Here is a 13,736-nt window from a genome sequence, read left to right on the forward strand (position 1 = left end):
TCGGCTCCCCCTTGAACGCCCCACGCGGCGTGAGGCGACGACGGTGGGCGGACCGGTCCCCTCCGGTCCGTCGAGGCCCTCCCCGTGTGCGGCCTCAGGCCGATCCTGCCCCCTGCGGCGGTGCGGGGAACGGCACGAGAGCCACTGTTACGTTGTCGTGGCCCCCACCGTCCAGGGCGTGACCGACCAGGACCCGGGCGGCGTGCAGCGGACGGACGGCGGCGTCGAGCGGCAGGACACCCGCCATCTCCTGGGCCGCTTCCGCGTAGTTCCACAGGCCGTCCGTGCACACCAGCACCACGCCCGGCCGGTCCGGCTTGAAGGAAGCCGTGTGCGGTTCCAGCTCGTAGGCGTCCGCGCCGAGCCAGCCGGTGATCGCGTGGGCGCGCTCGTCGGCGTAGGCCTCCGCCTCGTTCATCAGGCCCGCGGCGACCATCTGCGCGGCCCACGAGTCGTCCTCGGTGAGCCGGGCCGGGGGCGAACTGCGGTCCACCGGCACCCAGTAGGCACGGCTGTCGCCGACCCAGCCGACCACCAGCAGGCCGGCGGTGATGACGGCGCCGACCAGGGTGCAGGCCGGGGCGTTCTGGTGCGGGGCTTGTTCGCGGGCGGTGGCGGGCTCCCGCGCCAGCGCGTTGACCGCCTCGGCGGCGGCGACGATCGCCTCGTGCATCGCCTGCTGCGGATGCGTGCCCAGCGGCAGGGCGGTCAGCAGCGAGTCGCAGGCCGTGCGCGAGGCGGCCAGCGAGGCGTCGTCGGGACGGGTCGCCGAGGACACGCCGTCGCAGACGATCGCCACGAGCGCGCCCGAGCCGTCGGGCAGCGTGGCGCGGCCGATGCCGAACGCGTCCTCGTTGCGGTGGTGGCGCAGACCGCGGTCGCTGACCGCGGCGACCGGACCGGACTCCTGCTCCAGGTGGTCGCGTTCGCGCGGCTGGGCGTGCCCGCAGTTCTCGCAGTAGCCGTCGTCGTCGACACGGCCCGCGCGGCACGCCACGCACAGCGTGACGGGGTCGGCCGGCGCGGGAGGCTCCGGCACCCGCGGATCCGGGGCCTGGAGCGGGTACTCCTCGGGCTCCCGGGGGCGGTCGAAGCGCACGCCGGCGGGGGACGGTGACTGCGGCGCCGGGGAGGGCGGGGACAGGGGCGTGTCGCCCGAGTCCGTGCCCTGGATGTCGGCGGGCACGTGCAGCGCCGGGGGCGCGTCGGAGCCGCCCGGTTCGGCGGCGACCGGCCAGCCGGCCGCGGCACCGGGCGACGCCGCGCCGTTCGGCGCGGGCGCGGGACCGTCGTGCGGCCGCGGCGGCACGGCGGACAGGTCGTATCCGCACGCGCCGCAGAAACGGTCACCCGACTCAAGCGGCTCCTCGCAGCTCGGACACCTCGACAAGGCGGCCTGCTGGGACATCTGCGACATCAACTACACCCATGTCCGGGGGCGGTAACGGTTGGCACGTTCCACCAGGTCGATCCTCTCCTCGCCGCCCCGCGCCAGCCGGGCCAGCGTGCGGTACGAACGCTCCAGGCCGAAGCGCAGGCCCCGTTCGTCCAGGTCACTGCCGAGCAGTGTCCGTCCCCCGGCGGCACGGGGCTCCCCTTGCCCGGCCGGGGCCGAGAGCGGGGAGGCGACGGATCCCTGGCCACCGGAGAGTATCCAGTCCAGGGCGCAGCCGAGCACTTCCGTGGCCAACTGCTCCCGCCGCGTCGGATCCAGACCGTACGCGTCCAGCGCCTCCACCTGAACCGCGGCGGCGCTCAGATCCTGCTGGAAGGGTACGTCGGAGCCGATCGCCGTGCGCTGCCGGAGCCGGGCGCGGACCGCCGCGACCCGGGCCGCCGTGTAGTGGATCGACGACTCCGGCACCGATTCCAGGGTCAGTACGGCGCCGCGCCGGTCGCCGGTCGCGAGCTGCACCCGGGCCAGGCCGAACGCGGCGCTCACAAAGCTCGGGTCGGTCGTCCACACCAGGCGGTAGTACTCCGCCGCGTTGTCCAGCTGGCCCAGCACCTCCGCGCACAGGCCGAGCGCCAGCTTGGGCGCCGTCTCCCCGGGGAAGGCGTCGTAGATCGCGTCGAAGGCCAGGGCGGCGCCCTCGTGGTCGCCGGTCGCGAGCGCGGCCACGCCCCGGTACCAGACCACCCGCCAGTCGTCCGGCCGCTCGCCCTCCAGCGCGGTCAGCGCATCGAGGGCGGCGGCGCTGTCGTCGTGCTCCAGCCACGCCCGGATCTGCCGCAGCCGGGTCTCGACCGACCGGGCGGGCGCCGCGGCGAGGGCGCTGAGCAGCTCGGTCGGCGCGGTGGCCATCAGGCCCGCGAGGAAACCGGCGTTGGGGTCGGTCGGGTCGACGCGGGGCACCGGCAGCGCGAGGGCCGCCGCGCCGGTGCCGACGGGTTTGACCAGGCCGCCCTCGGAGATCGCGGGCGCGCCGCCCGGCGCCGCGGTCCCCGCGGGGTCGGCGGCCCGCGGCCGGGTCCGCTCCGCCCGCGCTCCCAGCCGTGACACCTCACCCTCCAGCGGCGGGAACAACTCCGTGTCCGTCACCCGCAGTTCCGGGCCGAACAGTGTCGACAGCGACGGCCGGGCCCGCCCCGACTGGAGGGACACGACCTCCCGCAGCACCCCGGTCAGCTGCTCCGACATCTCCTGCGCGGAGGCGAACCGGCGTGCCGGGTCGGGGTCGGTGGCGCGCACCAGCAGCCGGTAGAAGGACTCGTAGCGGCGGAAGACCTCGATGTTGTCCGGGTCGGGCAGCGAGTCGACGTAGACGTTCGTGTAGCCCTGGAAGTCGAAGGTGAGGACGGCCAGGGTGCGGCCCACGGTGTAGAGGTCCGACGCCAGCGACGGGCCGACGTCGGCGACCTCCGGGGCCTGGTAGCCGACCGTGCCGTAGATCGCCGACTCGTCGTCGTCCATGCGGCGCACCGCGCCCATGTCGATCAGCTTGAGCTGGTCCTCGGTCTGGATGGCGTTGTCGACCTTGAAGTCGCAGTAGAGGAGGTTGCGGCTGTGCAGGTGGTCGAGGGCCTCCAGCGCCTCGATGCCGTAGGCGCAGGCCTGCTCCACCGGCAGCGGGTCGCGCCGGCCCTGCGGGGTGCGGCGGGCGTTGGCGATCTCCTTGAGGGACTTGCCGCCGACGTACTCCATGACTATGTAGCCGTCGAGGGAGCCGGTGCGCTGGTCGAGGTGCTCGACGAAGTTGTAGATCCGCACGATGTTGGCGTGCTCGATCTCGGCGAGGAACCGCCGCTCGGAGATCGCCGCGGCCATCGCGTCCTGGTCGCCGGTGTCGAGCAGGCCCTTGAGCACCACCCAGCGGTCCGACACCGCGCGGTCGACGGCGAGGTAGATCCAGCCCAGGCCGCCGTGCGCCAGACACCCCGCCACCTCGTACTGGCCGTGCACGACGTCGCCCGACCTCAGCTTGGGGACGAACGAGTACGGATGCCCGCACTTGGTGCAGAAGCCCTCGGTGCGCCCCGGGCGCTCGCCGCGCGCGCGGCCCACCGGCGCCCCGCAGTCCGAACGTGAACAGAACCGCTTGCGCTCCGGCACCTCCGGGTTCTCCAGCACCATCGCGCGCGGGTCCGGCCGCGGCACCTGCGGCACCTGCACCAGCCCCGCCCCGAGCCGGCCGCGGCCCGAGGAACCGGCGGTGGAGCCCGAGCTGCGCACCGACACCGAGCGGCCCGTGGACCGGCCGGAGAGGGAGCGCGAGAGCCGCCCGGACACGGAGCGGCGCGACTTCGACGACTGCGACGACTGCGACGACGTACGGGAACTGCGCGAACCGGAGCGGGAGCTGCCGCTGCCCGCCGATCCGCGCGAACCCCTGTTGCCGGTGACTCCGGTGGGGGGCGAACCCACCATGCCGTTCGAGGCCACGACCGGGGCGAGGCCGCAGGTGTCGCAGTAGAACTCGCCGCCGCCCACGTCCTCGTACGACCCCTCGCAGCCGGGCCGCTGGCAGGACCGCTGCTCCGCGCTCGTCTCGGTCATCTCGCTGCATCCCCCTTGTCGCTCACCGCGCCCGGCCCCCTGCGGTCCTGCGGTCCGGCCTGCCCCGGGACGCGCGGGGCGGTGCCGAGCAGCTCGGCCGCCGCGTACTGGTAGCGCAGCACGGCCTGCTCGGCGACCCGCAGATCGCAGGGCGCGCTCCACAGCATGCGCCGCGCCGCGTCGTACCGCTCGATCAGCAGCGCGTCCTCGGCGAGACCGTGCCGGGCGACCTTCGCCCGGTACGCGTCGAGACGGCCGCGCAGCTCCGCGCGGACCGCCAGTGGCGCGGTCACGGCGGTCAGCGACTCACGGGCGCGCAGCAGTTCGTCCTCGGCCTTCTGCTCCAGGGACTCCAGGAGCGGCGACAGGCGGTGCCACTGGGCCTGCCGGCGGTACTCGGCGGCCGCGGCCAGCTGCTCCTGGAGCACGGTGGGCGGTCCGCTGACGACCGGCACCTCCGTGGCCGCGATCTTCGCGAGGACCTCGCCGCGCGCGGTGCGCGCCTCGGCGAGCGTGCGGTCGGCCCGGGACAGCACGTCCCGGAGCTTGATCAGCCGCTGCTCGGCGTCCTGGCGGACGGTCAGCACGGCGTCGATCTCCCGCCGCACCTCCTCCAGGGCCCGCGCCTCCCGGTCGTACACCGTGGTGTCGGGCCGGCCGCCGCCCGGCGCCGAACTGCCCTCCGTGCGCCGCCAGTACGCCAGCGGGTCGGACACCACCTCCTCGCGCAGCCGGGTCAGCGTGCGCGTGATGCGCTCCAGGTCGTCGCCCGCCGGGTGCTCCCCGGGCCGCACACCGACCGAGTGGGCGAGCTTGCGGGTGCGCTGGAGCTCGGCGGCCAGTAGATCGATCCGGGCGGGCAGCGCGGACCACACCGCGTCGGCGGCCACGACCATGTCCAGCGAGGTCGCGTACAGCTCGTTCATCCGGTCCACGAGCCCGGCCAGCGAGAACCGTTCGCTGAGTTTGCCCGCGCCGTGCAGGGTGGGCGCGTTCGCGGTGGCCGCGGCGCTGCCGGCGACCGTGACGGACTCGCCGCGCAGCAGCTCGGTCAGCTCCAGCAGATCCTCCCGGCTGGACCAGCGGCGACGGGAGCGGATCTCACGGGCGGAGCGCATCGCGGCGGTGTACGCGTCGAAGTACGCCCACAGCAGGGTGATCGACGCCTCCGCGGCGGTCCAGCGCTCCCTGGTCGTGCCGGTCAGCTCGGCGCCTTCGAGGAGTCTGCGGCCCGCGTGGTCCTGAAGGGCCAGGAGCGAGGTCTCGATCGCCTCGTGCTCCGCGCCGAGCCGCGCCAGCGCACGGTCCACCTCGTCCCGGTCCAGTACCGGACCGGAGGCTCCCGCGACGCCCATCGATCACCTCTCGTTGCTGGTGTGTTGCCGTGTTGTGAGTCGCCGGCCGTCCCTCAGCCGCCGGCCGGCCGGCGGCCGCTCATGCGTACGTCGGCCGGGGCGGGGTCGCCGACTCCGACTCGTCGCCCATCGTGGGGGACAGCCACTTGTCGTACGACGCCTGCCAGCCGCCGTCCTCGCGGTAGTCCTCCAGTATCCGGTTGACCCGGCGCACCAGGTCCTCGGCGTCCCTCTTCATCGCCACGCCGTAGTACTCGGTGGTGAAGCGGTCGCCCTTCAGCTCCACCGACGGGTCCTGCGCCGCCTGGCTCGCCGCGAGCGCGCCGTCCGTGACCACCGCGTCGACCTCGCCGAGCTGGAGCCGGACCAGGCAGTCGAGCTGGTTCGGGACGGTGGTGGAGATGTCGGTGGAGGCGGGCAGCCGGCCGGCCTTCCTGTCCGCGTCCAGCTTGTCGTACGCCGTGGAGCCGGCCGCCGAGCAGACCCGCCGGTCGGCCAGCGTCTCGTCGTAGCCCTCGACGGTGGAGGAGGTGGGCGCGAGGACCTGCTGGCCGGTGAGGAAGTACGGCGCGGAGAAGGCGACCTGCTCCAGCCGGTCGCAGTTGATCGTCATGGTGCGCACCACCATGTCCACCTGCCCGTTCTGGATCGCCGGGATGCGCTGGTTGGTGGGGATCGCCCTGAAGCGGATCTTGTCGGGGTCGCCGAGCAGGTCCTCGGCGATCCGGTGGGCGAGGTCGATGTCGAAGCCCTCCAGCTCGACCTTCTCCGCCGTGCTGTTGGGGTTGCGGTAGCCCCAGCGGTAGCTGTTCTGGTCGACGCCGACCGAGAGGTAGCCGCGCTTCTCGATGGCCTCCACGGCGCGGCCCTTCGCGGTGCCCGGGGGCAGGCTCCGGTCCTCGGGGTTCTCGCACTCCTCCGCCTTGATGTGGGTCCCCTCGGCCACGCCCGCGCCACCGGTGCCGGTGCTGCCGTCGCCGCGCGGCTGGGTGTGCGGCAGCAGCAGCGCGAACGCCACGGCGAGGGCACAGACGACGGCCATCGCGCCCACGCCGCCCCAGCCCCTCAGGCTGGCCCGAAGACGTCGTGCATGCATCGTCACGCCCCCTTTCACCGGTACTCCGAAAGCCTGCGGCCGATGCCGAGCACCGCGCCGGCCGCGCCCAGCACCGCGAGGACGGCGGCACCGAGGGGCAGTCCGGTCATCGCGCCCCGGCCGTCACGCGCGGCCTGCTGGAACTCGCGCTGTTCGTGCTGGAGGGCGGTGTCGAGATTCGCGTCGACGTTGTCGAAGCACTCGCCCGTCGGTTCGTCGCTCCGGGTGCCGATGACCTTGTCGAGCGCCGCCTGGTAGTCGCCCGCGTCGTCGGCGGCGCGGGCCTGCTGGTGGCGCTCCTGCCATACGTCCATGTTGCCCATCGCGGCCCGCACCGGCTGTTCGCCGCTGCGGTCGTCGGCGAGGCCGCGCGCCCGGGTGAGGCCGTCGGACAGGTCCCGCATGGACTCCTCGTAGGCGACGTCGAACTTGTCCTGGAACTCGCCCGGCTCGACCTCGACCGTCTCCGCGCCGCGGCTGACCAGCGTGAGGTTCTCGTTGCCCCGGGCTTTCAGGGAGGCGATACGCGCGTCGTGCAGGACGTTCAGGGAGCGGACGCCGTGGTCGTAGGAGTCGTTGAGACCGGCGCGGGCGACCGCGTGGCCGACGACGAGCCAGAGCAGCACCACGGTGGTGGCGGCCGTGGCGGCGACCAGGCCGTGGTTCAGCAGGCGGTTCGTGCGCCGGTAGTTGCGGTGCTGGGCCCAGGCGAGGGCGGCGAGGACGACGACGCCGAGGGCGATGGCCGCCCACGGGTAGGGCGTCGCGTTCGCGTAGTCGCCGCGCAGGCGCGCGTTCTCCGACGTGTAGAGCTCCTCGGCCGCCGGGAGCATCTCGGTCTGCATCGTGTCGTTGGCGTAGCGCAGATACGCGCCGCCGAGCGGATAGCCCTGGCGGTTGTTGGCGCGGGCGCGCTCGATCAGGCCCTTGTACTCCGGCAGCAGCCGGTTCAGCTCGGCGATCGTCTCGGCGGACGGTGAGCCCGGCTCGGAGTTGTTGGCGGCCGTGACGAGTTTGGCGGCGGCGGTGCGGATGTCCTTCTCGTAGCGGTCGCGGGACGCCTTCGTCTCCTGGCCGCCGGCCAGGAAGCCGCTGGAGGCCGCGGTGTTGGCGTCGGCCAGGGACCGGTAGATGTCGGCCGCGGCCGAACTGAGCGGCTGGCTGTTGTGCAGGACGTCGTCGGCGGCGGAGGCCCGCTCGGTGGCCTGCCAGGCGGTCACCGCGCCGAAGGAGACGACGAGCAGGGCCAGTACCGCGCCGATGATGCGCAGCCGGCCCGGCTCGGTGGTCGCCGCGGCGCGCACCCGGTCGACGCCCTCCGCGAACGCTGTGCGGCGGGGCGGGGCGACGGCGGGGCCGGGCGACACGGGGGCCGTAGCGGAGTGCCCGGCGTGCGTGGGGGGCGACGCGAGCAGCGCGGGCTGTCCGGGCTGCGGCGGGACGGACGGCATCGTGGGCAGGCCGCGGCCCGGTTCGGGTTCCGGCCCCGGTGGTGCCGTGCTGTTCCTCGGCGGTTGTGTCACTCCTGACCTCCCCCATGGTCACCCGTCGCCGCAAGTATCGCTGCCGGGGCCGACATCCGCACCGGCCTTGCCTCGATCTTGATCGGATTCGCGGTGCGGCACGCGCTCCGGAACAACGCGAGACGTCCCGCACCACCCCCTGCCCATGAATACGCCGGTGGAATCGGTTCGGTTCCCCCCGATTCGGCTCCGGTCGGCCCGCCCCCCGACCGGAGCGGACCGCTCACCTCTCGAAGTGCGCCCGCACGCGCGCCTGCACCCGCGGCCCCGCGCCGATCCGGTCCAGTCCCAGCAGCGCCGCCCCCAGCACCGGACCGGCCGTCACCACCCGGGCGACGGCCTTGGGCGCCCGGGTGGCCAGCAGTTCCCGGATGCGGTCGTCGAGCCGGGCGTGCCGCGCGGCGAGGACACTGCCGCCGAGCAGCACCGGCGTCTCCTCCGCCAGCAGGTCCAGCCGGGACAGGGCGACCGTCGCCATGGTCACCACCTCGTCGGCGAGGCGGTCGACGACGGCCAGGGCGACCGGGTCGCCGGCGGCCGCCGTGGCGAACAGGACCGGCGCCAGTTCGTGCCGCCGGTGCGGCGGCACGTGTTCCAGGTGCAGGGCCTCGATGAGGGCGTACATGGAGTCCAGGCCGAAGTGCGCGGGCAAGGTCCGCGCCAGTTCGGTGGGGCCGCCCCGGCCGTCCTCCGCGCGCGCCGCGTGGAAGAGGGCCTCCTCGGCCAGCCCCCAGCCGCCGCCCCAGTCACCCGACATGCGCCCGACGGCCGGGAAACGGGCGGTGCGCCCGTCGGGGCGCATGCCGACGCAGTTGATGCCGGCCCCGCACACGACGGCGACCCCGCGCGGTTCGGACACCCCGGCCCGCAGGATCGCGAACGTGTCGTTGCGCACCTCGACGGTCGTGCCCCACGCGCGTGCCCGCACGGCGGCCGTCAACTGCTCCTCCTCCACGGGGAAGTCGGCGTTGGCCAGACACGCCGCCACATGCCCGACGCCGGTCACCCCGGCGGTCGCGAAGGCCCTGGACACGGCCTCCGCCAGGGTGTTCGTCGCCGCCTCGACGCCCACCGACGGCGGCCGGAAACCCCCGCCGCGGGCCTCGGCGAGCACGGTCCCGTCGGCGGCCACGACCGCGACGTCGGTTTTGCTGTTGCCGGCGTCGACGGCGAGGACTGCTGCGGTCAGGCCCACGCGAGGTGCTCCCGGTTGTGTGCGATCAGCTGGTCGGTGAGGGTGTCGGCGTACTCGTACTGGCCGATGAGGGGATGGGCGAGCAGCGCCCGTAGGACGCGGTCGCGGCCACCGCGCAGGGCCGCCTCCAGGGCGAGATCCTCGTAGGCGGTCACAGCGGCCATCAGGCCCGCGTACAGGGGGTCGACCGGGGCGACCGGCAGGGGTGCGGGGCCGCCCCCGGCGCCGACGGCCGCCTGCACCTCGATCACCGCGTCGTCCGGCAGGAAGGGCAGCGTGCCCCGGTTGAGGGTGTTCACCACCTGGTACGGGCTCCCGGTGCCGCTGAGCAGCGCCGCCGCCAGGTCCACCGCCGCCTCGGAGTAGAACGCGCCGCCCCGCTTGCCCAGCAGTTCCGGTTTCTCGTCGAGCGCGGGATCGCCGTACATCCTCAGCAGTTCCCGTTCCATGGCGGCCACTTCGGCGGCCCGGGAGGGCTTGGTGCGCTGTTCGCGCACCACCTCGTCGTGCGCGTAGAAGTAGCGCAGGTAGTACGAGGGGACGACGCCCAGGCGGTCCAGGAGCGGACGGGGCAGGCGGACGTCCGCGGCGATGGCGTCGCCGTGCTCCGCGAGCAGACCGGGCAGCAGGTCCTCGCCGTCGGGGCCGCCCAGACGCACGCCCGTCTCCCACGTGAGGTGGTTGAGTCCCACGTGGTCCAGGTGGACGTCGGCCGGCGCCACGTCCAGCAGCGCGGCGAACTTCCGCTGGAAGCCGATCGCCACGTTGCACAGCCCGACCGCCTTGTGCCCGGCGCCCAGCAGCGCGCGCGTCACGATGCCGACCGGGTTGGTGAAGTCGATGATCCAGGCGTCGGGGTTGGCGCGCCGGACACGTTCGGCGATGTCGAGGACGACCGGGACGGTGCGCAGCGCCTTGGCGAGGCCGCCGGCGCCGGTCGTCTCCTGGCCGATGCAGCCGCACTCCAGGGGCCAGGTCTCGTCCTGTTCGCGGGCCGCCTGGCCGCCCACGCGGAGCTGGAGCAGGACCGCGTCGGCGCCCTCGACGCCCGCGTCCAGGTCGGAGGTGGTGACGACCTTCCCGTCGTGCCCCTGGCGGGCGAAGATACGGCGGGCCAGGCCGCCCACCAGGTCCAGCCGGTCGGTCGCCGGGTCGACGAGGACCAGCTCCTCGACGGGGAGGGTGTCCCTGAGGCGGGCGAAGCCGTCGACGAGCTCCGGTGTGTAGGTGGAGCCGCCGCCTACGACGGTGAGTTTCATACGGTGTGTCAGCCCTTCACTCCGGTGAGCGTGACGCCCTCGACGAACGCCTTCTGGGCGAAGAAGAACACGAGGATCACGGGTGCCATGACGAGTACGGTCGCCGCCATGGTGAGGTTCCAGTCTGTGTGGTGCGCGCCCTTGAACGACTCCAGTCCGTAGGACAGGGTCCAGGCGCCGGGGTTCTCCGAGGCGTAGATCTGCGGTCCGAAGTAGTCGTTCCAGGCGTAGAAGAACTGGAACAGGGCCACGGCCGCGATGCCCGGTTTCGCCATCGGCAGGACGACCCTCAGCAGGGTCCGCAGTTCGCCGCAGCCGTCCACTCTGGCCGCGTCCAGGTACTCGTCGGGCACGGTGGTCAGGAACTGGCGCAGCAGGAAGACGGAGAACGCGTCGCCGAACGCCATCGGTATCAGCAGCGGCCACAGGCTGCCGGACAGGTCCAGCTGCTTCGCCCAGAACAGGTACATCGGGATGACGACGACCTGCGGCGGCAGCATCATCATCGAGATCACCAGCATGAGTGACAGGTTGCGGCCGCGGAAGCGGAACTTGGCCAGCGCGTAGGCCACCGGGATCGACGACACGACGGTCAGCACGGTGCCCAGCCCCGCGTACAGCAGGGTGTTGCGCCACCAGGTCGGGAAGCCCGGGGTGTCGAAGACCCTGCGGTAGTTGTCCCACTCCCACGTGTCGGGTATCAGGTCCCGGCTGAGGGCCTGGCTGTCGCTCATCAGCGAGGTCAGCAGGACGAACACGAAGGGGAGCGTGAAGAACAGGGCGGCGGCGATGCCCAGCGAGTGGACCGCGATCCATTCGAGCGCGGCCCGGCGCCGGGCGGCGCGCCCGCTCACCGCCGGGGCGGCCGGTACGACGGGTGTCCGGGTCATCGGTCACCTGCCTGGACGAGGCCGCCGCGGCGCCGCATCAGCAGTGCGGTGAACGCCATCGACAGGGCGAACAGCACCAGGGCGACCACGCAGGCCGCGCCGTAGTCGAAGCGCTGGAAGCCGAGGTTGTAGACGAGCTGGGGGAGGGTGAGGGTCGACTTCTCCGGGTAGCCGGGTTCGAACTGCGTGCCCGCGCCCTGGATGACGCCCGAGGCGACCTTCCCGGCGACCAGCGGCTGCGTGTAGTACTGCATCGCCTGGATCACTCCCGTGACCACCGCGAACATCACGATCGGCGAGATGTTCGGCAGCGTGACGTACCGAAAGCGCTGCCAGGGCGAGGTGCCGTCCAGTTCGGCGGCCTCGTACTGCTCCTTCGGCACGTCGAGCAGGGCGGCCATGAAGATGACCATCAGGTCGCCGATGCCCCACAGCGCGAGCAGGGTGAGGGCCGGTTTCGACCAGGCCGGGTCGTTGAACCAGGCCGGGGCCGGCACGCCCGCGTTCTCCAGGATCGAGTTGACCGGGCCGGTGCCGGGGTTGAGGAGGAAGGCGAACGCCATCGTCGCGGCGACCGGCGGGGCGAGGTAGGGGAGGTAGAAGAGGGTGCGGAAGACACCCGTGCCCGTCCTGATCTTCGTGATCAGGATGCCGACGCCGAGGCCGAAGACCACCCGCAGGCCGACCATGACCAGGACCAGCCACAGGGTGTTGCGCAGCGCGGGCCAGAACAGGGGGTAGTGCTGGAAGACGTACGTCCAGTTCTGCGTTCCGCTCCAGGTCGGCGGCCGGAACCCGTCGTAGCGCATGAAGGAGAAGTAGACGGTCGACAGCAGCGGATAGGCGAAGAAGACCGAGAAGCCGATCAGCCACGGGGACAGGAAGGCGAGGGTGCGAAGCGCCGACCTGCGGCGCTTCGACGCGAGGGTGACGGTGCTCATCGACGCGGCGTCACTTCGCCTGGGCGATGTCCGTGTCGATCTGCCGGGCCGTCTTCGCCAGCCCCGCCTTCAGATCGGTCTCCTTGCCGCTCTCGTAGTCGTAGCCGAACTGCTGGATCGTCGAGAGGTACACACCGCCGTTGACCGAGGCGGGGGTGGTCGTGGAGTCCGGGTGCGCGGCGATGTCCAGGAACGTCTTGAAGCGCGGGTCGTACTTCAGCTTCGGGGACTTCAGGGCCGCGAGGGTGGAGGGCACGTTGTGGATGGCGTTGGAGAAGCCGACCACCGCGTCCGTGTCCGTGGTCATGTACTTCACGAGTTCCCAGGCGGCGTTCTGCTTGCGGCTGGTGGCCGCGATCCCGGCGATGGTGCCGGTGATGTAGCCCTTGCCGTACTCGTCGGCCCGGTCGTCGGGGACGGGCAGCGGGGCGACGCCGATCTCGAAGCCGGGGTCGGTCTCCAGGGCCATGCCGAGCCGCCACTCGCCGTCGAGCTGCATGGCGACCTGGCCGGTGTGGAAGGGGTGCTCGGGGCCCCATTCGTCGCCGAGCGTGGCGCGGTAGGTCTCCAGCTTCCGGTAGCCGCCGAGTTCGTCGACGAGCCGCTTCTGGAGGGTGAACGCGGCCTCGAACGCGGGGTCCTCGGCGACCTGGGACTTTCCGTTGTCGTCGAAGTACGTCGGGGAGAACTGGCCGAGGTAGTGCTCGGTGGTCGTCTCCCAGCCGTGGTAGTTCGGCATGAACCCGAGCTGCTTGTAGGAGTTCCCCCGGGGGACGGTCAGCTTCTTCGCCACCGACTCGAACTCCGACCAGGTCTTCGGCGGGCTCTGCACACCGGCACGCTCGAACGCCGTCTTGTTGTAGTAGAGGCCGTAGGCGTCGCCCAGCAGCGGTACCGAGCAGCGGTTCCCCTCGAACCGGGTGTACTCGTTCATCGCCTTCGGGAAGGTCTTCTCCGGGTCGACGCCGGACTTCTCGAAGAACGGGTCCAGGTCGACGAGCGCGCCGGACGAGCAGAACTTCCCGACGTTGTTCGTGGTGAACGAGGAGATCACGTCGGGGGAGTTGGAGCCGCCCGCGCGCAGCGCCTGGTTGATCTTGTCGTCGGTCATGTTGCCGACGGCCTTCACATCGATGTTGGGGTGCTTCTTCCGGAATCCGGCGATCAGTTCCTTCACCGCCTCGACCTCGCCGGGTGCGCTCCAGGCGTGCCAGAAGGTGAGGGTGGTCTGCTTCGAGGGATCGTCGTCGGCGGCGGAGCCGGACTGGCCGGTGCAGGCCGTGGCGAGAAGGGCGATGGAGGCGGAGGTGGCGAGCGCGACGGCAGTCTTTCGGGACGTTCCGGGCATGGCGAAGCCTCCCAGGGAAGGGAAAGGGAAAGGGAAAGGGAAAGGGAACCGGAAAAGGGAAGGGGGACGGAGAGGGGAGAGGGGAAGGGAAGGGACGGGCGGGACCGGAGGGCGGGGTCGGTGTGGCGGACG

General features: G+C 72.5%; 10 protein-coding genes. All 10 read right to left on the reverse strand.

The features are described from left to right. Positions 1-94: 94 nt before the first annotated feature. The 10 genes from DN051_RS25110 to DN051_RS25155 all read right to left on the reverse strand — a co-directional run bounded on the left by DN051_RS25110 (position 95) and on the right by DN051_RS25155 (position 13,604). Positions 95-1,417, reverse strand: a complete 1,323-nt coding sequence (locus DN051_RS25110) for a PP2C family protein-serine/threonine phosphatase (RefSeq protein ID WP_053763128.1) — start codon at positions 1,415-1,417, stop codon at positions 95-97. Positions 1,418-1,420: 3 nt separating this feature from the next. After that, positions 1,421-3,997, reverse strand: a complete 2,577-nt coding sequence (locus DN051_RS25115) for a serine/threonine-protein kinase (RefSeq protein WP_112439554.1) — start codon at positions 3,995-3,997, stop codon at positions 1,421-1,423. Further along, a complete protein-coding gene (locus DN051_RS25120; protein ID WP_053763130.1) occupies positions 3,994-5,352 on the reverse strand; it encodes a hypothetical protein in 1,359 nt (452 codons plus the stop codon). Before DN051_RS25120 ends, DN051_RS25115 begins: the two co-directional genes overlap by 4 nt. 79 nt (positions 5,353-5,431) lie before the next feature. After that, entirely contained in the window at positions 5,432-6,448 is a 1,017-nt protein-coding gene (locus DN051_RS25125; RefSeq protein WP_112442427.1) for a glutamate ABC transporter substrate-binding protein, read from the reverse strand. Positions 6,449-6,462: 14 nt separating this feature from the next. Continuing rightward, positions 6,463-7,971: a hypothetical protein gene (locus DN051_RS25130; RefSeq protein ID WP_053763132.1), complete on the reverse strand. Its 1,509-nt coding sequence runs from the start codon at positions 7,969-7,971 to the stop codon at positions 6,463-6,465. A 223-nt stretch (positions 7,972-8,194) separates the two neighbouring features. Next, positions 8,195-9,166, reverse strand: a complete 972-nt coding sequence (locus DN051_RS25135) for an N-acetylglucosamine kinase (protein WP_053763133.1) — start codon at positions 9,164-9,166, stop codon at positions 8,195-8,197. Next, entirely contained in the window at positions 9,157-10,425 is a 1,269-nt protein-coding gene (locus tag DN051_RS25140) for a 6-phospho-beta-glucosidase (RefSeq protein ID WP_112439555.1), read from the reverse strand. Before DN051_RS25140 ends, DN051_RS25135 begins: the two co-directional genes overlap by 10 nt. Positions 10,426-10,433: 8 nt before the next feature. Continuing rightward, positions 10,434-11,315 (reverse strand): carbohydrate ABC transporter permease, encoded by an 882-nt coding sequence (locus tag DN051_RS25145; protein ID WP_053763135.1) that lies wholly within the window; start codon positions 11,313-11,315, stop codon positions 10,434-10,436. Continuing rightward, positions 11,312-12,256: a carbohydrate ABC transporter permease gene (locus DN051_RS25150; RefSeq protein WP_053763136.1), complete on the reverse strand. Its 945-nt coding sequence runs from the start codon at positions 12,254-12,256 to the stop codon at positions 11,312-11,314. The genes DN051_RS25145 and DN051_RS25150 overlap by 4 nt, the downstream gene beginning before the upstream one ends. Positions 12,257-12,266: 10 nt before the next feature. Continuing rightward, complete coding sequence (locus tag DN051_RS25155; protein ID WP_112439556.1) at positions 12,267-13,604, reverse strand: ABC transporter substrate-binding protein; 1,338 nt, start codon at positions 13,602-13,604, stop codon at positions 12,267-12,269. Positions 13,605-13,736 lie beyond the last annotated feature (132 nt).

Origin of the sequence: Streptomyces cadmiisoli (assembly GCF_003261055.1) — a bacterium.
In the GTDB taxonomy this organism is placed as follows: Bacteria; Actinomycetota; Actinomycetes; order Streptomycetales; family Streptomycetaceae; genus Streptomyces; species Streptomyces cadmiisoli.

Excerpts from the sequence above, each read along its gene's own strand:
- DN051_RS25115 (WP_112439554.1), bottom strand. The coding sequence starts at position 3,997 with ATGACCGAGACGAGCGCGGAGCAGCGGTCCTGCCAGCGGCCCGGCTGC.
- DN051_RS25145 (WP_053763135.1), bottom strand. The coding sequence starts at position 11,315 with ATGACCCGGACACCCGTCGTACCGGCCGCCCCGGCGGTGAGCGGGCGC.
- DN051_RS25155 (WP_112439556.1), bottom strand. The coding sequence starts at position 13,604 with ATGCCCGGAACGTCCCGAAAGACTGCCGTCGCGCTCGCCACCTCCGCC.
- DN051_RS25125 (WP_112442427.1), bottom strand. The coding sequence starts at position 6,448 with ATGCATGCACGACGTCTTCGGGCCAGCCTGAGGGGCTGGGGCGGCGTG.
- DN051_RS25140 (WP_112439555.1), bottom strand. The coding sequence starts at position 10,425 with ATGAAACTCACCGTCGTAGGCGGCGGCTCCACCTACACACCGGAGCTC.
- DN051_RS25150 (WP_053763136.1), bottom strand. The coding sequence starts at position 12,256 with ATGAGCACCGTCACCCTCGCGTCGAAGCGCCGCAGGTCGGCGCTTCGC.
- DN051_RS25110 (WP_053763128.1), bottom strand. The coding sequence starts at position 1,417 with ATGTCGCAGATGTCCCAGCAGGCCGCCTTGTCGAGGTGTCCGAGCTGC.
- DN051_RS25120 (WP_053763130.1), bottom strand. The coding sequence starts at position 5,352 with ATGGGCGTCGCGGGAGCCTCCGGTCCGGTACTGGACCGGGACGAGGTG.